Origin of the sequence: Streptomyces sp. NPDC102462, assembly GCF_044765425.1 — a bacterium.
GTDB lineage: Bacteria > Actinomycetota > Actinomycetes > Streptomycetales > Streptomycetaceae > Streptomyces.
The window spans coordinates 95,490-114,921 of the sequence record NZ_JBIWKB010000019.1 but is presented as its reverse complement, the minus strand read 5'-3'; the positions used below and the strand labels follow the sequence as shown (position 1 = coordinate 114,921).

17 protein-coding genes are annotated in these 19,432 nt (G+C 71.1%); 12 read left to right on the top strand and 5 right to left on the bottom strand.

The genetic code is table 11. The annotated features are described in order from the left end of the window. Window positions 1-69: 69 nt before the first annotated feature. Window positions 70-1,362: an MFS transporter gene (locus tag ACIRFL_RS18785; protein ID WP_404029677.1), complete on the bottom strand. Its 1,293-nt coding sequence runs from the start codon at window positions 1,360-1,362 to the stop codon at window positions 70-72. A gap of 395 nt (window positions 1,363-1,757) precedes the next feature. Here ACIRFL_RS18785 and ACIRFL_RS18780 point away from each other — a divergent pair, with 395 nt between their 5' ends. The 10 genes from ACIRFL_RS18780 (at window position 1,758) to ACIRFL_RS18735 (ending at window position 12,762) form a co-directional block, all read left to right on the top strand. Continuing rightward, window positions 1,758-2,729 carry a LysR family transcriptional regulator gene (locus ACIRFL_RS18780; protein WP_404029634.1) on the top strand — a complete coding sequence of 324 codons (972 nt, stop codon included), beginning with the start codon at window positions 1,758-1,760 and terminating at the stop codon, window positions 2,727-2,729. A gap of 759 nt (window positions 2,730-3,488) precedes the next feature. Next, the gene (locus ACIRFL_RS18775) at window positions 3,489-4,313 is read left to right on the top strand and encodes a hypothetical protein (RefSeq protein ID WP_404029633.1); all 825 of its coding nucleotides are present in this window, start codon (window positions 3,489-3,491) and stop codon (window positions 4,311-4,313) included. Further along, window positions 4,313-6,508, top strand: coding sequence for a glycosyltransferase (locus ACIRFL_RS18770; protein ID WP_404029631.1), 2,196 nt, complete (start codon window positions 4,313-4,315; stop codon window positions 6,506-6,508). The genes ACIRFL_RS18775 and ACIRFL_RS18770 overlap by 1 nt, the downstream gene beginning before the upstream one ends. Continuing rightward, complete coding sequence (locus ACIRFL_RS18765; RefSeq protein WP_404029629.1) at window positions 6,505-7,821, top strand: acyltransferase; 1,317 nt, start codon at window positions 6,505-6,507, stop codon at window positions 7,819-7,821. The genes ACIRFL_RS18770 and ACIRFL_RS18765 overlap by 4 nt, the downstream gene beginning before the upstream one ends. A gap of 204 nt (window positions 7,822-8,025) precedes the next feature. After that, window positions 8,026-8,682, top strand: coding sequence for a hypothetical protein (locus ACIRFL_RS18760; protein ID WP_404029627.1), 657 nt, complete (start codon window positions 8,026-8,028; stop codon window positions 8,680-8,682). Next, window positions 8,670-9,707, top strand: a complete 1,038-nt coding sequence (locus ACIRFL_RS18755) for a hypothetical protein (protein ID WP_404029625.1) — start codon at window positions 8,670-8,672, stop codon at window positions 9,705-9,707. The genes ACIRFL_RS18760 and ACIRFL_RS18755 overlap by 13 nt, the downstream gene beginning before the upstream one ends. A 125-nt stretch (window positions 9,708-9,832) precedes the next feature. Continuing rightward, window positions 9,833-10,150, top strand: coding sequence for a hypothetical protein (locus tag ACIRFL_RS18750; protein ID WP_404029624.1), 318 nt, complete (start codon window positions 9,833-9,835; stop codon window positions 10,148-10,150). A gap of 137 nt (window positions 10,151-10,287) precedes the next feature. Continuing rightward, window positions 10,288-11,394, top strand: coding sequence for a hypothetical protein (locus ACIRFL_RS18745; protein WP_404029622.1), 1,107 nt, complete (start codon window positions 10,288-10,290; stop codon window positions 11,392-11,394). 90 nt (window positions 11,395-11,484) lie between these two features. Next, window positions 11,485-12,084, top strand: a complete 600-nt coding sequence (locus ACIRFL_RS18740) for a hypothetical protein (RefSeq protein ID WP_404029620.1) — start codon at window positions 11,485-11,487, stop codon at window positions 12,082-12,084. An 18-nt stretch (window positions 12,085-12,102) separates the two neighbouring features. Next, window positions 12,103-12,762: a hypothetical protein gene (locus ACIRFL_RS18735; RefSeq protein ID WP_404029618.1), complete on the top strand. Its 660-nt coding sequence runs from the start codon at window positions 12,103-12,105 to the stop codon at window positions 12,760-12,762. A gap of 83 nt (window positions 12,763-12,845) precedes the next feature. Here ACIRFL_RS18735 and ACIRFL_RS18730 read toward each other — a convergent pair whose 3' ends face one another. The 4 genes from ACIRFL_RS18730 to ACIRFL_RS18715 all read right to left on the bottom strand — a co-directional run bounded on the left by ACIRFL_RS18730 (window position 12,846) and on the right by ACIRFL_RS18715 (window position 15,952). Beyond that, the gene (locus ACIRFL_RS18730) at window positions 12,846-13,370 is read right to left on the bottom strand and encodes a hypothetical protein (RefSeq protein WP_404029616.1); all 525 of its coding nucleotides are present in this window, start codon (window positions 13,368-13,370) and stop codon (window positions 12,846-12,848) included. Between the two features lie 425 nt (window positions 13,371-13,795). Continuing rightward, entirely contained in the window at window positions 13,796-14,716 is a 921-nt protein-coding gene (locus ACIRFL_RS18725) for a MauE/DoxX family redox-associated membrane protein (RefSeq protein ID WP_404029615.1), read from the bottom strand. A gap of 11 nt (window positions 14,717-14,727) precedes the next feature. Next, a complete protein-coding gene (locus tag ACIRFL_RS18720) occupies window positions 14,728-15,348 on the bottom strand; it encodes a cell wall protein (protein WP_404029613.1) in 621 nt (206 codons plus the stop codon). Between the two features lie 181 nt (window positions 15,349-15,529). Further along, window positions 15,530-15,952, bottom strand: coding sequence for a hypothetical protein (locus ACIRFL_RS18715; RefSeq protein WP_376523774.1), 423 nt, complete (start codon window positions 15,950-15,952; stop codon window positions 15,530-15,532). Window positions 15,953-16,754: 802 nt separating this feature from the next. Here ACIRFL_RS18715 and ACIRFL_RS18710 point away from each other — a divergent pair. Then, a complete protein-coding gene (locus ACIRFL_RS18710) occupies window positions 16,755-18,137 on the top strand; it encodes a nitrate/nitrite transporter (RefSeq protein WP_404029611.1) in 1,383 nt (460 codons plus the stop codon). A gap of 143 nt (window positions 18,138-18,280) precedes the next feature. After that, window positions 18,281-19,432 (top strand): uroporphyrinogen-III synthase, encoded by a 1,152-nt coding sequence (locus ACIRFL_RS18705; RefSeq protein ID WP_404029610.1) that lies wholly within the window; start codon window positions 18,281-18,283, stop codon window positions 19,430-19,432.

The window sequence follows — 19,432 nt, the reverse complement described above, 5'->3', positions numbered from 1 at the left end:
TCGAAGCGCTTCGACGGGGGAAGGTAGGTGGGGCCGTGAGGTGCGTCAATGGGTGCTGCGGGAATTGATTCAAGCGATTCGACGGAGGCGCCGTGACGATCGCGGCCGTGCGGTGGCCGAGGCGATCAGCAACGCGGTGCCGGCCGCCGCGGCCGGCACCGTGAAGCCCGTCGTCGGCGACGCGTGCTGTGCGGCCCAGCCGCCGCCCGCGGAGCCGCAGGCGATGCCGAGGAGCAGCCCGGTGACCACGAGGCTCATCCCCTCGTTCAGCCGGCCCTCGGGGGTCTGCCGCTGCACCAGCGTCATCGCGGTGACCATCGTCGGCGCGGTCGCCATGCCCGCCACGAGCAGGGCCGCCGCCAGCGCCCACAGCGATCCCGAGACGCCGGCCGCGAGCAGCGGCAGCAGCATCAGCGCGGTCATCGCGAGCAGACACCTCGGCAGCCCCGCGCGGGCCGGGCCGCGCGCCCCATACCACAGCCCGGCCGCGCACGAGCCCGCCGCCTGCAGGGCGAGGACCGCCCCGGCCGCGGACCGGTGGCCCTGCCCGTCCGCGTAGGCGATCGTGACGACCTCCATCGAGCCGAAGACGGCACCGGTGGCGACGAAACAGACCAGCAGCGGCGGGAAACCCGGGGCGCGCAGCGGCGAGCGGCCCCGGCGCACCGCCCGCGGCGGCGGCTCGGTCGTCCGCTGCGCCGCGAACACCAGCATGCCCGTCAGCAGCAGGACCGCCCCGGTGAGCGTGCCCGCCTCGGGGAAGAACGTCCCGGTCAGGAAGGACGCCAGCACCGGGCCGAGCATGAAGCACAGCTCGTCCGCGGCCTGTTCGAAGGAGTTCGCGGTGTGCAGGGCGCCGGGATCGTCCCGCAGCAGGTGCGCCCAGCGGGCCCGGGACAGTCCGCCGATGTTGGGGGTGGCTGCGGTGGCCGCGTACGCGGCGAACAGGGTCCAGTCCGGGGCGCCGTGGCGCACGCACAGCAGCAGGGCGAGGCTGCCCAGCACCGCGCACACCGTGGCCGGTACGGCGATACGGGCCTGCCCGTGCCGGTCCACGAGCCGCGCGAGCCACGGCCCGGCCACCGCCGTCGCCCCGAGACCGGCCGCGGTGACGGCGCCGGCGAGCGCGTACGAGCCCCGGGCACCGGCGATCATCACGACCGCGCTCACGCTGAACATGCCCATCGGCAGCCGGGCGACCAGATTCCCGACGGTGAAGGCCCGGACGCCGGGGCGGGCGAAGAGGCGACGGTAGGGGGCGAGGGGGGTTTCCCTGGCGGGGGGTCTGGGCGGGGCTTCGGGAGGTGCTGCGGTGTGTGGCCTGGCCGGCGGTGGGGTTGTTCCGCTGGGGGAGTGGGTCAGGGGCTCGGGGGCTGTTTCGGCCGGTGGTGCGGCGGGGGCCGTGCGGGGTGCCGCGCGGTGCGATGTCGGGGGTGTCTCGGGGCGGGGTTTCGCGGGTGCGTCGGGGCGGGAGTCCGCGGGCGTGCCGGGACCAGGCTCCGTGGGTGTGCCGGGACCAGGCTCCGCGGGTGTGCCGGGACCGGGTTCCGCGGGTGCGTCGTGGGTCGCTTCCGGCCGCTGCCGAGGCGGCGCCGCGGCACCCTGCTGTGCGGGCGCCTTCGACGGCGCTGGGCAGGACGGCTCGGTCTGGGATTCGGCGGGGGTCGCAGGCATGCGGCCACCGTCGTCCGGGGGCGGCCCCGGGGTCCAACACCTGTTCGGTGCGGATTCACGCACATCCGTTGTAGATTCCGGATGTGTCCGCTCCCGCCCACCCCGAACCCCGCCTCCTGCGCGCCTTCGTCACCGTCGCCGAGGAACTGCACTTCACCCGGGCCGCCGCCCGTCTGTACGTCGCCCAGCAGGCGCTGAGCCGGGACGTACGGCGGCTGGAGCGGGAGCTGGGCGCCGAACTGTTCCTGCGGACGACCCGGCAGGTGACGCTGACCGCGGACGGCGCGCGCCTGCTGCCGTACGCCCGCCGGGTGCTCGCCGCCCACGACGACCTGCTCGCAGCCGCCGGCCGGGCCCGGCCCCTGCTGGTCGACCTGAACTCACCGGGCCTGGCCACCGGCCGCCGGGTACTGCACCGGGCCCGCGACCTCGCACCGGAACACGAGCTGATGGCCCGCTACGAGAGCGGGCTGACCGGTGCGGCGGCCGAACTCCTCGCGGGCCGGCTCGACGCGTCCTTCGGCCGGTTCGCCGGCCTCGACCCGGTGCTGCGGGCCGGACTCGAACAGCAGCCGGTCCGCTACGAACCCATGGCCCTGGTGCTGCCCGACGACCATCCGCTGGCCTCGCTGGAGGCGGTGCCGCCGGCCGCGCTCGCGGGCGAGACCGTGTACGCCGGGGCCGGCAATCCGCGCACCCCCGAGTGGACCGACCTCGCGCGCCGCCTCTTCGATGAGTGGGACATCCGGCTCGCGCCGCCCCTTCCGCTGGCCGTCGGGGACGAGGAGTTCGAGCGGATGATGGCGAAGACGAGGAACCCGATTCTCGCCGTGGTGGACTTTCCGGCCATGCCACGCACGGTTTTGCGCCGACTCGTCGATCCGGTGCCGCTCTCGCCCGTGTCACTGGTGTGGCGAAAGGGGCTGGTCCATCCCGGGTTGGACGCGCTGCGGCGGGCCGCGGCCGAGGTCGCCGCCGCGCACGGATGGCTGCGACGGCCCGCCGGGGGATGGATTCCGGCCATGGACGAGGAGGTGATGTGTGCCGGGAACTGATGCGCGGTGACCACATATCCTCCGCGTGCGCTACATTCGTTGCCCGAGCACGCTGTGGTAAAGGGGGCGCTCGGGCCGGGTGGGGGCTCGGTTCGATCGACGGGTGCTCGGTGTCGTGAGCGCACCCGGAACTGTCCCGTGGGGGGATGTGCGCGCGTGAAGAAGTGGCGAGAAGACGCCCAACCGGAACGGTCCGATGTCGCAGCGACGACCCGGAACCTTCCCCTGGCGGGGGGCGACACCCGAGCGTTCCCGGAGATCGGAAGCACGACCGCCCTCCATGCGGACCGGGGTCCGCACAGCGGGCCTGACGACGCGTTCGACGGCTGGTTCGGCAACCGGTCCCTCCGGGGGTCCGGCGGTCGGTCCGTCAGCGAGTCCGGCGGTCGGTCCGTCAGCGAACCGGGCGGTCGGTCCGTCGGTGAGTCCGGCTCGGGTCCGGGCGGTGGATCCGATGGTGGGCCGGCGCGGGAGCGCGAGGCTGCGGAGTCCGGGGCCGGGACCGGGCCTGGGTCCGAGTCCGGGGCCGTTCCGGGCGCGGGGCGCGGGCGTCTCATATCCGATGCCGAACAGACCGCGGTGCTGCCCGCGACCGGAGGGAGCGGCCCGGCCATCGGCTCCGCCGGTTCCGCCATCGGCTCCGCCGGTTCCGCGGGGCTTGCGCGGGACCCCGGTCCGGGCGGTTCCGCCGGGCCCGGGCGAGGTGCCGGTTCCGCCGGGGGCGTCCGTGCGGGCGGGGTCACCGCGGCCTCGGGGGCGTTGCGTGACCCCTGGGACACGTCCCTCTCGGTCCTTTCGACCGGGGGCGAGGGCGCCGGGCCGTCCACGGACCCGGCCCACGACCCGCACGAGGTGACGGTCCAGCTCGACGCCGTACAACTGGGCGACGCCCGGCTCCACCGGGTCGAGAGCGCCCGTGCCACCGGCGGCAAGGGCGGCTCCGACCGCCCCGTCTTCGTCGACGAGTCGGGACGCCGCAGCCGCCGCTTCCGCCGCCTCGGCATACTCGTCGGCGTCGCCTGCGCGGTCTACGCCGTCGTCATCGTCGTCACCCTCCTGTCCGGCAGCTCCGACGCCCCCTGGCTGCCCGTACCGGGCGAGAACGTCGACCGCCCGGCGGGCAAGGTGGACACCTCCCCGCTGCCCGCCGAGTCCGTCCGCCCCTCCGGCACCGGCAGCGCCACCCCCGAATCCACCCCCACGGCGAGCGACGGCACCACCCCGGGACCGGGCACGGGCGCCGCTCAGCCCGGCGCCACCACCAGCTCCGGCAGCCTCGGCACGGCCACCGACCCGCAGCCGACGGCGAGCAGGTCCACGTCCGGTTCGGGCACCGGCGGCAGCGGCGGCGGCTCGACCGCAGGACCCAAGCCCTCCACGGAGCCGCCCCCCTCGGCCTCGCCCGACCCGAGCGACCCCGTCGACCCCGGCGGCCCCTCACCCGACCCCTCCGAGTCCGCGGCCGGAGGCACCGCCGGCACCGGCGCGTTGGCCGGCGACTCGTCCGCCCCGGCGCCGATCGCCAAGGAGTACGGCTCCACCGCATCGTCCGCCACCGACCCGTCCCCGGAGCACAACCTCTGATGGCACCCCGCACCCGCCGTCACCGGGCCGCGCTCGGAGCCCGTGACGGCTCCCGGCCCCGGCTGCCCATGCGTCTGCTGCTGCCCGTGTGCCTCCTCGTCGCCCTGATCGCGATGCTGATGCTGCGCGGCTACGTCCACAGCGAGATCCTCGCCGACCACCGCATCCAGCCCGAGGCCGCCAGTGACCGGGTGCCGGAGAAGATCATCGACGGCGGCCCGGTCATCGACACCCGCGGCGGCCGCACGGGCAGCCTGAGCGTCCCCGACCACCACCTGGTCCTCACCTTCGACGACGGCCCCGACCCGACCTGGACCCCGAAGGTCCTCGACGTACTGAAGAAGCACCACGCGCACGCCGTCTTCTTCGTCACCGGCACCATGACCTCCCGCTACCCGGAGCTGGTCAAGCGCATGGTCGACGAGGGCCACGAGGTCGGCCTGCACACCTTCAACCACCCCGACCTGTCGTATCAGTCGAAGAAGCGCATCGACTGGGAGCTGTCCCAGAACCAGCTGGCGATCACCGGGGCCGCCGGGGTCCGCACCTCGCTGTTCCGGCCGCCGTACTCCTCCTTCGCCGACGCCATGGACAACAAGTCCTGGCCGGTCACCGAGTACATCGGCAGCCGCGGCTACATCACCGTCGTCAACAACACGGACAGCGAGGACTGGAAGAAGCCCGGCGTCGACGAGATCATCCGCCGGGCCACCCCGCACCACGGCAAGGGCGCCATCGTCCTGATGCACGACTCCGGCGGCGACCGCCACCAGACCGTGCAGGCCCTGGACCGTTTCCTGCCCGAACTCCAGGAACGCGGCTACCGGTTCGACAACCTGACCGAAGCACTCGGCGCGCCCAGCGCGCTCACCCCGGTCAGCGGCGTCGACCTGTGGAAGGGCAGGGCGTGGGTCCTGCTGGTGCGCGCCGCGGACGACATCACCGGCGTGCTCGTCGTCGGCCTCGCGGTGATCGGCACCCTGGTCATCGGGCGCTTCGTGCTGATGCTGCTGCTCTCCGGCGCGCACGCCCGACGGGTGCGCCGCAAGGGCTTCAGCTGGGGTCCGCCGGTGACCGAGCCCGTCTCGGTGATCGTCCCGGCGTACAACGAGGCGAAGTGCATAGAGAACACCGTCACCTCGCTGATGGCGAGCCGGCATCCCATCGAGGTCATCGTCGTAGACGACGGTTCGACGGACGGCACGGCCCGGATCGTCGAGGCGATGGGCCTGCCGAACGTGCGCGTCGTACGGCAGTTGAACGCGGGCAAGCCCGCCGCACTCAACCGCGGCCTGGCGAACGCCCGTTACGACCTGGTCGTGATGATGGACGGCGACACCGTCTTCGAACCCGCCACGGTGGGCGAGCTGGTGCAGCCCTTCGCCGACCCGCGCGTCGGCGCGGTCGCGGGCAACGCCAAGGTCGGCAACCGCGACTCGCTGATCGGCGCCTGGCAGCACATCGAGTACGTGATGGGCTTCAACCTCGACCGGCGCACGTACGACATCCTGCGCTGCATGCCGACGATCCCCGGCGCGGTGGGCGCGTTCCGCCGGTCGGCCCTGGAACGTATCGGCGGCATGAGCGACGACACGCTCGCCGAGGACACCGACGTCACCATGGCCCTGCACCGGGACGGCTGGCGCGTCGTCTACGCCGAGAACGCGCGCGCCTGGACGGAGGCCCCGGAGTCGGTCCAGCAGCTCTGGTCGCAGCGCTACCGCTGGTCGTACGGCACCATGCAGGCGATCTGGAAACACCGCCGCGCCCTGGTGGAGCGGGGCCCCTCGGGCCGCTTCGGCCGGGTGGGCCTGCCGTTCGTGTCGCTGTTCATGGTCGTGGCCCCGCTGCTGGCACCCCTGATCGACGTCTTCCTCCTGTACGGCGTGGTCTTCGGCCCGACACAGAAGACGGTCGTGGCCTGGCTGGGCGTCCTGGCGATCCAGGCCGTGTGCGCGGCGTACGCGTTCCGCCTCGACCGCGAACGCATGACCCACCTGATCTCGCTGCCCCTGCAGCAGATCCTCTATCGCCAACTCATGTACGTCGTGCTGCTCCAGTCCTGGATCACGGCGCTCACCGGCGGCCGCCTGCGCTGGCAGAAACTGCGCCGCACGGGCGTCGTCGAGGCACCGGGCGGACCGATGCCGCGCCAGCGGGCGCACAGCAGCAGTGATCGGAGGCCCGTGGCATGACCCACGGATACACGACCGGGACCGGCGCGGGCCAGGAGCCGACGCCGTCGTACGGCATTCCGCAGCAGCGGACGACGGCCCCCGCGGCCGGGGTCGCCGGTGTTGCTGCCGGGGCCGACGGTGGCGCTGCGGTGGCCGGGACTGCCGGTGGTTCCGGGCCGGCCAAGGCGGCCTCGGGCCGTGACCGCTATCTGGACCTGCTGCGCTCGATCGCCCTGGTCCGCGTGGTCGTCTACCACCTGTTCGGCTGGGCCTGGCTGACCGTGCTGTTCCCGTCGATGGGCGTGATGTTCGCGCTGGCCGGCTCCCTGATGGCACGCTCGCTCAAACGCCCGGCGCTCGGGGTGATCCGGGGCCGGATCCGTCGACTCCTGCCGCCGCTCTGGGCGTTCAGCGTGGTGGCGCTGGCGATGATGTTCGCGGGCGGCTGGAACCCGGTGAAGGACCCGGACAACGGCGGCACCTGGGGCCTCGTCAAGCTGATCGACTACATCATCCCGATCGGCGCCCCGCCCTTCCCCTGGCACATCGGCTCGAAGTCGGGCCTGCTGGAGGACACCTGGGCGGTGCAGGCGGCGGGACCGCTCTGGTACCTGCGCGCCTACCTGTGGTTCGTCGTCGCCTCCCCGCTGCTCCTGTGGGCGTTCCGGCGCGCGCCCTGGCCGACCCTGCTGGCCCCGCTCGGCCTGACCGCGATCGTCGGCACGGGCCTCGTGCCCATCCCCGGCGAGACCGGCAACGCGGTGACGGACTTCGCGGTCTACGGCGGCTGCTGGGTCCTGGGCTTCGCCCACCACGAGGGACTGCTCAAGCGCATACCCCGCTATCTCGCCGTCTCCTGCTCGGCGCTGGTCATGGCCTTCGGCCTGTGGTGGGCCTCCGGCCATCTGGGCCCCGACGGCTGGGACCTCAACGACATCCCGCTGGCGCAGGCGACATGGTCCTTCGGGTTTGTGGTCATTCTGTTGCAGTACTCGCCGTCCTGGCCGGAGCTGCCGGGCCGGCTGGCGCGCTGGGACAAGCTGGTGACCCTGTCCAACAACCGCGCGGTCACCATCTACCTGTGGCACAACCTGCTGATCATGGCCACGGTCCCGATCATCGACCAGGCGTACAACCTGCCGTTCATGCAGAGCGAGCGGGCGACCGGGGCGCTCGACTCCACCTACATGCTGTGGATGTTCTTCCTGGTCTGGCCGCTGATCGGGCTGGCGATCCTCGCCTTCGGCTGGATCGAGGACTTCGCGGCGAAGCGGAGGCCGAGGCTGTGGCCCAACGGCGCGAAGCGCTCCGCGAACCGCCGCAGAACCTGACCGCCCGCACGGCCACCCTCGGCGTCGGCCATGTCACGGAACGGTCATCAACGCCCCTGCCGACGAGGCCGATTGGCTCCCCTTGCCCCGCTTCGCGCACTCCGCGCGGGCGGGGCTCGCCATGTCGGCCTGGTGTGCCCGCGCCCGATCCGGCTACCGTGTCCGCTGCTCGGCCCACCCCGCTCGCCCCACCAGGAGCCCACCGTGACCCGCCGCCCCCGCCTGCTCACGACAGCCGCCGCCGGAGTAACGGCCGCACTGCTCCTCACCGGGTGCGGCGGCAACGACGACGACACCAAGGCGAACGACAAGATCGCCGGCGCGGACACGACCCCCACGACCCCCACTCCCTCAACCCCCACCCAGTCAACGCCCGCAGACCGCCCGAAGATCGACCTCCCGTCGGACCTGATGTACACCTTCGACTGGCCGAAGACGGGTGACCCGGACAAGGACGCGGTCCTGTCGGACAGCGAGCAGTCCATCAAGGCGGTAGACCTGGCGATCGTCAACCAGAACGCGCTCGACGACGCGTACAGGTTCTATTACGAGGGCGAAGCAGCGGCTCAGACGCAACAGTTCATTGAGGCGTACGTCAAGGCACACGCCCGTACGACGGGCAGCTACCGCTACTACAACCCCGTGGTGAACGTGAGCGGTGGCAGCACGGCGTCGCTCGTCTACTGCGAGGATCAGGGTAAGGCGTACGACCTGTATTTGAAGACGAAGAAGGCCGACAAGACCCCAGTCACCAAGAACAGCTACGTCCTCTACAGCAGCCAGTTGAAGAAGAACGACAAGGGTGTCTGGGCCGTCGAGAAGCTCATGTCGCAGAGGGGGAGCGCCAAGTGCCAGCCTTGAGCGTCGCGGCACGGTCGCTGGCCGCGCTGTCGTTGGTCGGCTCGGTTGTGGTGGGGGCCGGCCCTGCCATGGCCGACAACAAGATCGGCGGTGGCGCCCAGACGCCCGCTCCCAGTGGGGAGACGTCGGGTGGTGTTGACGGCGACACCATCAGCTCCCAGGCCGGAGTCATCGTCTACGACCGTTCCAAGAATGGGGTCGGGGGTTCTGTGGGGGCTCTGACGTCCACCGCCAGTTGGGCCCCGCCTGCCTGTTGGTATGCGCCCAAGTACACGCCCGACCAGCTCAAGGCGCACCTGGAGCCGATCTGGGCCGCCGACTCGACGGGGTATGAGTGGGACGCCCAGCAACGCGATCGCTACGTCGAGGGCCACCCCTACACGGACTTCAACAAGGACAAGGCCGGCAAGGGCTATTGGTGGGACTCGTACGTCAACCAGGACTTCCCGCCGGGCTGGGACAAGTGCAAGGAGCCGTACTTCTGGGTGGACAAGGGCGACCCCCCACCGGCCGACATCCAGAACGCGGTGACCCCCGAGATCCTTGCCGAGCTGGCGTACAACGAGATCCGGGTGCCGAGCACAACGGTGGATCTGGCCCCCGCGGACACGACGAAGGTCAACCTCCCCACCTGGGCCTGGCTGGACGGCGCCACGTTCAGGCCGGTATCGGTGACCGCCTCCGTCCCGATCCTCGGCATCACGGCGACGACCACGGCGGAACCGGTTTCCCTGAGGATCGACCCCGGTACCGGGGACGCCTTGACCTACCCCGCGTCCGGCGTCTGTGGGATCGACAACCAACGCATCGGCGAGCCGTACGCCAGGGGCAAGGCCGACCGGACACCCCCGTGCGGAGTGAAGTACCTGCGTGCTTCGGGCAACGGCGCCTACCCGCTGAAGGCGACCATCACCTGGCACATCCACTGGACCGGCACCGGCGGCGCGGGCGGTGACCTGGGGGAGGGCACGTTCGGCGCCACCCAGGACGTGGTCGTCCAGGAAATCCAGGCCGTCAACCGGTGAGGGGTATCGCCGTCAAGGCGTAGCCCGCCCGTGCCGCCACCCGGGGGAACGGGCGGGCCGGTGTGCCGCGACGGCGGATAGCGTGATTCCGCTTCGTCCGAGGGCACACCAGGGGAGCGGACCGCATGGCAGACCGACTGGCCGTCGACGACGACGAGTTGAAGCACTTCATGAGGCTGCTGAACAAGTCGAGCGATGCGCTGAAGGGCCTGCGCAGGGCGCTGGCCGACGCGACGGTCAGCGGCCTCGGCACCGATGACCTCGACGCCGCGTGCGAGGACTTCCAGGCGGAGTGGAAGTACGGCACCGAGCGGATCGGCGAGCAGACCGAGTCCCTGGCGAGAATCATCGGCGCGAGCAAGGACGGTTACCGGGAGGTCGACAGGGCCCTGGAAGCGGCGCTGAGGAAGGGCGCGCGCGGTACGGACAGGGCCGTACGGTGACCACGGCTCACGGCACGGAGGCGAACCCGTACCCGTACCTCGGTTTCGACCCGGCTCCGGGCGACCCCCACTGTGTGCGCGGCCTCCACACGAAGCTGGGCTCGTGCGCCGAGGTCCTGGAGGAGACGCACGGCCTGGTGACGCAACTGTTGGACGGCAGCCACTGGAAGGGTGACGCGGCGGTCGCCTTCCGGGAGGAACTGCGGGCCGGACCGCTGGCCGTCAACCTGAGGAACGCCGCGCACTCCATCCGCAAGGCCGCCGGGCAACTGGTCCGCTGGGAGGGTGAACTCGACGACTTCCAACGCCGGGCGGGCCGACTGGACGCGGACGCTCGGGACGCCCGGGACGTCCTGGACAAGGCGAGGGGCCGGGCGTCCAGGGCGCAGAGGGAAACCGTCCCCGGCCATGACGACGCCCAAAAGTGTCTGAGTGACGCGAACGCGGCCGTCGCGCGCGCCCAGGCCGACCTGGACGCCGTCATCCTCCGGGCGCGGAGGCTCGCCGAGGAACACGAGGAGAAGGCCCACCGCCGGGCCACCAAGATCCAAACAGCAACCAAAAAACTGGCCCCCGCAAAACCAGGCCCCGCAGAAACCACCCTCAACTGGCTAACCGACAACCTCCCAGACCTCCTCAGCTTCACGGCGGGCGTCATTGGGGTTGTCGCACTGTTTGTGATGTCGGGAGGCACGCTGGCCGCGGTACTGCTGCTGGCCGCGGCGGTGCTGAGCGCGGGTGCACTCACCATGCGGCTCTCCGACCCCAAGGTTCGAGCTTCTTTGGCAGACGGATTCCACGGAGAACTGGATTCTGACTTCTGGAGCAACTTGGTAAGTGTCGGCGGCGACATTTTCGGGGCGCTTCCCGGTATCGGTGCCATGGGTGCGGGGATCCGGGAGACAGTGACTTCCGTCAGGGCCAGTGGTGAAGTGTTGCCGCTGGGACAGAGACTGGCCTTGGTCGGAACCAAGACGATGAGTGAAGCCCGGGCGATTTCAGGTCTGGAGAATCCCGTGCTAGATCTTGTTGTGCGCGGGGCAAGGGACCCAGTAAAGGCTGGACGCGTGGTGGAGATTTCTTCGGCATCGCTGGGTGTCGCTACGGCAGGGTATGGGCTGCTCTCCGGAGGTGTGGAGGCTCTTGACAGTGATGTTCTCCAGGCCGGGGGCACTGGAATCGACGGTGTCCGATCCGTCCTCGACTTCGGTGGGATTATCGACCTCGCGGGCCACGTTTTCTAAGTCTGCGAGTGGGAGGGAGACCAGGTGAACTCAGTCGGTTGTACTGTCGCATGGAACCACCCTCCTACGCGCCGTGCGTGGAGACGACACGTGGCAGCGAGTTTTCTGGCCCTAGTCGGGTGGTCGACCGCATGGTTCCTCCTGCTGGCACTCCTGGTGCAATTCGTTGATCCGGTATTTACCGTGCTCTTCGTCCCGCTCCTGATCTACTCCTTCTATCGCGTGCTAGCTCAGCTGCTTCAGTTGCCGTCGGCTCTACGTATGGCGCGCATCCTGAGAGAGTATCCTTGGCGTGCTTACATCGAGGTTCCGTACGGCCTGTCCAAGCATCCGCAAATTGCCGGCCGACAGCATGGGTGGTTTGAATTCCCCAATCCTGCCCGGCCTGAGCAGCGTTTGGTGGTCAACTTTCCCAGTCACAGGCAGGTCGGTTGGTGGCATCGGCGTATGGCATCACGTGCGAAGCCCGAGTTGAAGGCGCAGATCCAGCCGGTATGGTTCGCCGGTGACCCGCGGTTTGTGGGACTGGTCGCCGTGGGCTTGGGCGAGAATTCTCGACCATGCAGGATGCGCATCCTTCGTCAGCAAATGAGGTCAGAAGGCGGACATCGAACCCTCACTGACTGGGGAGCCACCCGGGAAGACATCGAGCGGGGTCGCCGCGTCGGCGTCCATGTAGATGTGCGCTGATCCGTAACGAGGAAATTTATGTCGACAACTCCCTTCATTGTGGACGACTCCGTCAGGGACCCTCGTGCCGGCATGTGGTTCGCTGCCCCGGCGAGTTTTGTCGAGTTGCCCATGCAGGCTCTTCTTGCCGCTCCGGGCTCGGATGAAGCCGATGCGCTGTTCGATGCGCTCATCCCGCTCGTGGAAACCATCCCGGCCGGCGTCGCGCGACAGCAATTCATCGGGCAAATCGTCGGAGCTCAGCAACTGTTCTTGGCGTTGAACGAGGCGGGGGCCGTCCACTGTTTCCTCGGGGTGCACCGTGACGACGCCGAAGGGGGTGACGGGCGGATTCTGGTCTGCACGCTCACGGTCTCCTGGCGTGACATCGCATGGTCTCCGCGCGCCGTGAGCGCCGCCCGTGCCGTAGCGACAGCGGAAGGCCACACGCACGTCGCGTACCTGGAGTTGCCCTGTGGGCCGGTATCCATGAGCGAGAGCATCCGTCCACCTGCTGACAACCCCGAGTTGCCGCAGGAACCGCTGCTCCAGGTGTACGCCCACCTTCCCTGTCCCGACGGCAAGCGCATGGCAATCCTCGTGCTGAGTACGACTGCTGTGCATCGGCGCGAGCGGTACCGCGCCCTCCTGCAAGGGATCGCACAACTGGTCAGCTTCGAGAACCCGCTCCTCGGCTAGGCAGGCGTTCGTGCATGTCGCCCTTCGCCGGGCGCTCCCGGGACATGCGGAAGGGCCCGCCTCGCGGCGGGCCCGGGGGTGGGTTAGCAGCCGCCGCAGTTGTAGTAGAGGACGTCCCAGTGGTTGCCCTCGTCTGCGTAGATGTTGCCGGCGCCGGACTGGTACTGGGGCGCGCCGTCGCCGCGGAGGCCGATGTAGGTGAAGTTGCCCTTGATGTAGTTGGTGACGCAGGTGTTCTTGCCGTAGTCGAGCTTGTAACCGTTCCAGTGCGAGTACGTGCCGCTCGCGTGCCCGGTCTCCGTGCCGCCGGTGATGTTCAGCGCGCAGCCGGAGGACCCCTTGAGGGTCTGGGCGCCCTGCGCGGTGGCGAGGTTGAGCTGTTCGAAGGACGTACACGTCGGGTTGTTGCGGTCGGAGCAGTTCCCGGACGACGACCAGGTGATGCCGGACGAACGGAACATCGAGGTGGCGGTCGCGTGCGAGATCTTGGTGACGGCGGCCGCCTGGGCACCGTCCTGGGCGGCCAGGGCGTCCCCGGCGCCGGCGAGGACGGCGAGCCCGGGGGCGACGGTGAGGGCGAGGGCCGTGAGGGCGGAACGGATCTTCATGGGGGACCTTCCTGCGGTCGGGCCGTGCTTCCTATGGGGCGGCTGTGCAGGGTGGTGCAGTGAGATGGTGCCCGAGGTCTACGCGTGTCCGCCAGGGGTGAGGGCCAGATGGCCGCCGTGTCATGTCAGCGACATCCTGACGTCGACGCCTCGACGCCTCGACGCCTCGACGCCTCGACGCCTCGACGCCTCGACGCCTCGACGCCTCGATGGATTCGGGGCCTTGATGGATTCGGGGCCGCGACGCCTCAGCGGACGAGAGTCCTCGACGCCTCGACGCACGAGAGTCCTCGACGCCTCGACGCACGAGAGACCTCGACGCCTCGGCGGACGAGAGGCATCGGCGTCTCGGCGGACGTGGAGCCCGCGCTCCGTGCGCCCGCGCTGCCGCAGGCGTACGGCACGCCGGCGCCCCGGGCGCAGCCTCAGGTGGCCATCGGCAGCGGCGTCCGCCGGGGCACGGGAGCCAGGGCCTCGGCCGGAAGGATCTCTTCCGTCTCCTCGTCGACCAGGGAGACCCGGATCGCCGGCTGGGGCGCGGAGGTGATGTCCGCCGTGATGTCCAGGGCGAACAGCACGCTCACCGGACGGGCACCGCGGGCATCCGCGTACGTGCCCGCGTAGCGCAGCACCCGCCAGCCGTCGTCGTCCCAGTGGTCGAGCAGCGCCGAGCGGACCACCGGGCGTGCGGTCTCCCAGGCCACGGAGCGCTCCAGCAACTGCACGGTCGCGTCGACCGGTACGCGCTCACCGCCCGCCGACGGCAGCGGATTGCCGAACACCCGCAGCCGGGCCCGGCGCAGCGGCACCAGCCACAGGTGGTCCAGGTCCGAGGAGACGGCAAGCAGCAGTGCCGCCGCGGCCAGGAGCAGGATCGCACTTCCGCCGGGGCGCCCGGCGAGCGTCGACCACCAGGCGGTGTCCGCGGTGGCCGCCACCAGGCCGCCGGCCACGACGAGCCCGGCCCGGATGAACGACCGTACGCCGATGGGGCCTTCGGAGCGGGCGCTGCATCCGCAGGACGACTCGGGCGCGGTTGCCCTGGCGTACGCCAGGTAGCCGGTGAAGCCGAGGCCGAGCGCCGCCGTGGCCAGGCCCGGAACGGCCGCGGCGAGACCGGAAACGGCGCCGGTGGGTACGGCCAACAACGCGGCGGCCAGGACGAGTTCGACCCCGCCCACGGTCCGCAGCGCCAGCGTGGCCTGCCGGCCGTCGTTGAGTACCCGTACCAGCACGGTGTTTGCGGCCAGTTGGGCGGTGCGCCGGCCGAACAGCTTGGCCGCGCCGGTCAGTGCCAGCAGCACTCCGCACACCAGCGGCGTCAGGTCGGAAAGGAGCGGGATCATGACACCGCCCCTCAGTGCCCGAGTGCGACGCGGGCGATGTCGATGTGGTTGTCCGCGGGCCGCCAGGCGCCGAGTACCTGCGCGGTCTGGCCGATCCGCATCCGCGACAGGTCGGAGGTGAGCGCGCCGCCCTGGTAGGAGGCGGTGGTGGTCTCGGGTACGACCCGGCCGACCAGCTCGTGGTCGTTGTGGGCGAGGTGCACCCGGTCCTTGGCGATGCCGCGGATCGTGCAGTAGACGTTCACGATGTTGACCCACACCGCGTCCGCCGCGATGGTGCCGTCGGGCATGGTCACCCCGCGGGCGTAGAGGCCGTCGCCGGTCTCGATGGCCTCCGCGGTGGTGGTGCGCAGCTTCCATACGCTGGTGGCGTTGGTCAGCTGGACGAGGTGCCGCTCTCCATGCGAGCCGGCGACGTCCAGCACGCTCCGGTTGACGGCGACGACGCGGCCCTCCGCGAACGCGGCGGAGACCGCCGGGTCCAGCGAGGGCATCGGCGCCGCGAAGGCCGCCTCGGCGTCGAGACCGCCGAGCGCGGAGGCGCCGACGATGGTGGCGCCGCCGACGGCGGCCGTGGTGAGGAAGCGTCTGCGGTCCAGCCGGCGCCCGCCGGGTGTCTGGCTGTGGCTCATGTCGTCCTCTCCTGCTCTTCTGATGCGACTTCTGCGCTGGGTTCTGGCGTGACTTCCGCGCCGACGTGACTTCCGCGCCGACTTCGGTGCGACTCGTGCGCTGACTTCGGCCGGGGCGCGTGCCTCGACTTCGGCCGGGGCGCGTGCGGTGACGCCGGTCGGGGCTCGTGGGGTGACCGGGTCACTCGTAGATGTAGACCGGCACCATGCCCGAGCTGAGGCTGCCGATCGCGGAGAAGGCGGCCGGGGTCAGGTCGAGGACTCTGTTGGTGCGGCAGGCGCCGTTGCAGCAGGTCGCCTCGCCGCAGAAGCTCTTGGTGCGCGGGCCGCAGTCGGCGAGCGTGACGCACACCGTGGCGCCCGAGCACTGGTGGCGTACGTTCACGACGGCGCCGCAGCCGCGCCGCGGCATGTTCTCGCCGCACAGGTCGGGCCGGGTGATGTCCCAGCAGGCCGAGGAGAGGTTGGGCCAGGCCGCCATGTTCTTGGCGGACTGGCAGGTGCCGCAGGCGCCGGTGCCGGCGCTGCCGCACGAGCCCCAGGCGTTGCCGCAGCAGAACCAGGTCGCTTCGCCCGCCCAGAGCGAGGTCGATCCGCAGGCCATGTCTGTTCCCTTTCGTGTGGGCACGGGCCGCAGGGCAGGCCCATGCATGTCCTGTCCATGACAAATGAACAACCGGTAGAGGCCGCTCGGAACGCTGTGCTTCGTGGTCGCCGGACCAAGCCGCCGGAACAGTCCGCGGCCCGCGTCCTCGCGGGCGGCCGGAGTCCGTCGCGTGCGGTGCCGTGCGATCGGGTGCGGTACGCGCTGTGCCGTAGGGCGTCGGATGGGACGGCGGTGCGGGGAGCACAGCCATGATGCCGAGTTCTACGCGCGTCCGGAAGTGGGCGTGCGCGGCCAATCCGCTCGGGCCCGGCGCCGGCCGGGGCGCCGCCGGGCCCGAGCGGATCTCTCAGCCGGCCGGGTCGCAGGGTGAGAGCAACGTTCCCGGGCGGTCACCCGGCGCCACAGACCGGAAACGCGCCCTTCCTACCTTCGGGAGTCAGCAGCCGCCCGGCACCGCGCACCACCCGCTCGCCCGCCGCGGTGGCCCGGTCCCGGCAACCGAGTCCCCCGCCCCCCGGCAACCGACCCCCTGCAACCGCCCCCCGGCCGCCCGACCCCCTGCAACCGAGCCCCGGCCGCCCGACCCCCTGGCCCCCGATCCCCGTAACGACCGAGCAGTCCCATAACGACCGATCCCCGCAGCACCCGAGCCCGCGGCTCCCGAGCCTCGCAACAACCGATCCCGTAGCACCCAGACCCCGCAGCACCCGAACCCCGCAGCACCCGAACCCCGCAGCACCCGAACCCCGCAGCACCCGAACCCCGTAACAACCGATCCCCGCAGCACCCTGGAGGCGTCATGACAGCCACTGGTACGGCCCCCGCACCGAGCGGCGGGGGAGGCCGCTGGATCCAGGACTGGGACCCCGAGGACGAGACCTTCTGGCGGACGACCGGCGAGCGGATCGCCCGGCGCAACCTGTACTTCTCCGTGCTCTGCGAGCACATCGGCTTCTCGATCTGGACCCTGTGGTCCGTGCTGGTGCTCTTCATGGGCCCGGAGTACGGCCTGACCCCGGCCGACAAGTTCCTGCTGACGTCCGTGGTCACGCTGGTCGGCGCGGTCGTCCGGGTGCCGTACACCTTCGCCGTCGCGCTCTTCGGCGGGCGGAACTGGACGATCGTCTCCGCCGGCCTGCTGCTGATCCCGACCATCGCCGCGTTCGTCGTGATGGAGCCGGGCACGTCCTTCGCCACCTTCCTGGGGATCGGCCTGCTGGCCGGCATCGGCGGCGGGAACTTCGCCTCCTCCATGACCAACATCAACGCCTTCTTCCCGCTGCGGCACAAGGGCTGGGCGCTCGGGCTCAACGCGGGCGGCGGAAACGTCGGCGTGCCCGTCATCCAGCTCGTCGCCCTCGCGATCATCGGGGCCGGCGGCGGGCCGCGGGTGCTGCTCGGGGTCTACATCCCGCTGATCGTCGTCGCGGCCGTCCTCGCCGCCGTCTTCATGGACAACCTCGCCACCGTGAAGAACGACACCGGGGCCGCCCGGGACGCCGCGAAGGACGGGCACACCTGGATCATGTCCTTCCTCTACGTCGGCACGTTCGGATCGTTCATCGGCTACAGCTTCGCCTTCGGGCAGGTGCTGACCACCCAGTTCGGCCGTACGCCGCTGCAGGCCGCCTACCTCACCTTCATCGGGCCGCTGCTCGGCTCGCTGGTACGGCCCCTGGGCGGCCGGCTCGCCGACCGGTACGGCGGCGCCCGCATCACCCTGTGGACCTATGTGGCCATGGCGGCGGCCACCGCCGTGCTCGTCGCCGCCAGTCTGCGGGAGTCGCTGGCGCTGTTCGTCGTCGTGTTCGTCGTCCTGTTCGCGCTCACCGGGCTCGGCAACGGCTCGACGTACAAGATGATCCCCGGCATCTTCCAGGCCAAGGCGCTGGCCTCGGGGCTGACCGGCGAGGAGGCCGCGCGCTACGGGCGGCGGCTGTCCGGGGCCTCCATGGGGCTCATCGGGGCGGTCGGCGCGCTCGGCGGGGTCGGCATCAACCTCGCCTTCCGGCAGTCGTTCCTCAGCTCCGGCTCCGGCACCGGCGCGTTCGTCGCCTTCCTCGCCTTCTACGCCGTCTGCTTCGGGGTCACCTGGGCCGTATACCTTCGCCGGCCGTCCGCCGCGGCCCCGACCGAGGCGGCCACCGAGGCGAAACGGCAGCTCAGCTACGCCAAGGTGTGACGTAACACCGTCGACATCGAGCCGAACCGAGTCCGTCATGCGCCGTTGACAGGCTCGTTGGGTATACGGGTGCCGGATCGGTTGGTTCAGCCGGATCGGCACCGCTGTCCGCTGTACGACGACTGGAGTGCGGGACGAAAGCCATGTACGACGAACAGCAGCGACCGGAACGCGGTCCCCTCGCGGGGTTCACCGTGGGCGTGACGGCCGCGCGCCGCGCCGACGAACTCGGGGCGCTGCTGCAGCGGCGCGGTGCCGTCGTCGTGCACGGGCCCGCCCTGCGCATCGTGCCCCTGGCCGACGACGGCGAACTGCTCGCCGCGACCAAGGAGATCATCGACCAGGCGCCCGACGTGGTGGTGGCCACCACCGCCATCGGCTTCCGCGGCTGGGTCGAGGCGGCCGACGGGTGGGGGCTCGGCGAGCCGTTGCTCGGGCGGCTGCGCGGCGTCGAACTGCTGGCGCGCGGGCCCAAGGTGAAGGGCGCGATCCGGGCCGCGGGGCTGACCGAGGAGTGGTCGCCGACCAGCGAGTCGATGGCCGAGGTCCTCGACCGGCTGCTGGAGCAGGGCGTGGCCGGGCGACGGGTCGCCGTGCAGTTGCACGGGGAGCCGCTGCCCGGGTTCGTGGAGTCGCTGCGGGCCGGCGGAGCGGAGGTGCTTCCGGTGCCGGTGTACCGGTGGATGCCGCCGGAGGACATCGGCCCGGTGGACCGGTTGCTGGACGCGGCCCTGACGCGAGGATTGGACGCGCTCACCTTCACCAGCGCGCCCGCCGCCGCGTCGCTGCTGTCCCGGGCGGAGGAGCGGGGCCTGCTCGGCGAGTTGCTTGACGCCTTCCACCATGCCGTGCTGCCCGCGTGCGTCGGGCCGGTGACCGCGCTGCCGCTGGAGGCCCGCGGGGTGACCACGGTGCAGCCGGAACGCTTTCGGCTCGGGCCGCTCGTGCAGGTGCTGTGCCAGGAACTGCCGGGCCGGGCAAGGGCGTTGCCGATCGCCGGGCACCGGGTGGAGATCCGGGGGCACGCGGTGCTGGTGGACGGGGAACTCCGGCCGGTGCCGCCGGCCGGGATGTCGCTGCTGCGGGCGCTGTCGCGGCGGCCGGGGTGGGTGGTCGCCCGGGCCGAACTGCTGCGGGCGCTGCCCGGCGCCGGGCGGGACGAGCACGCCGTGGAGACGGCGATGGCCCGGCTGCGTACGGCTCTGGGCACGCCCAGACTGATCCAGACGGTGGTCAAACGCGGCTACCGGCTGGCCCTTGACCCGGCGGCGGACACGAAGTACGCCGACGGCTGA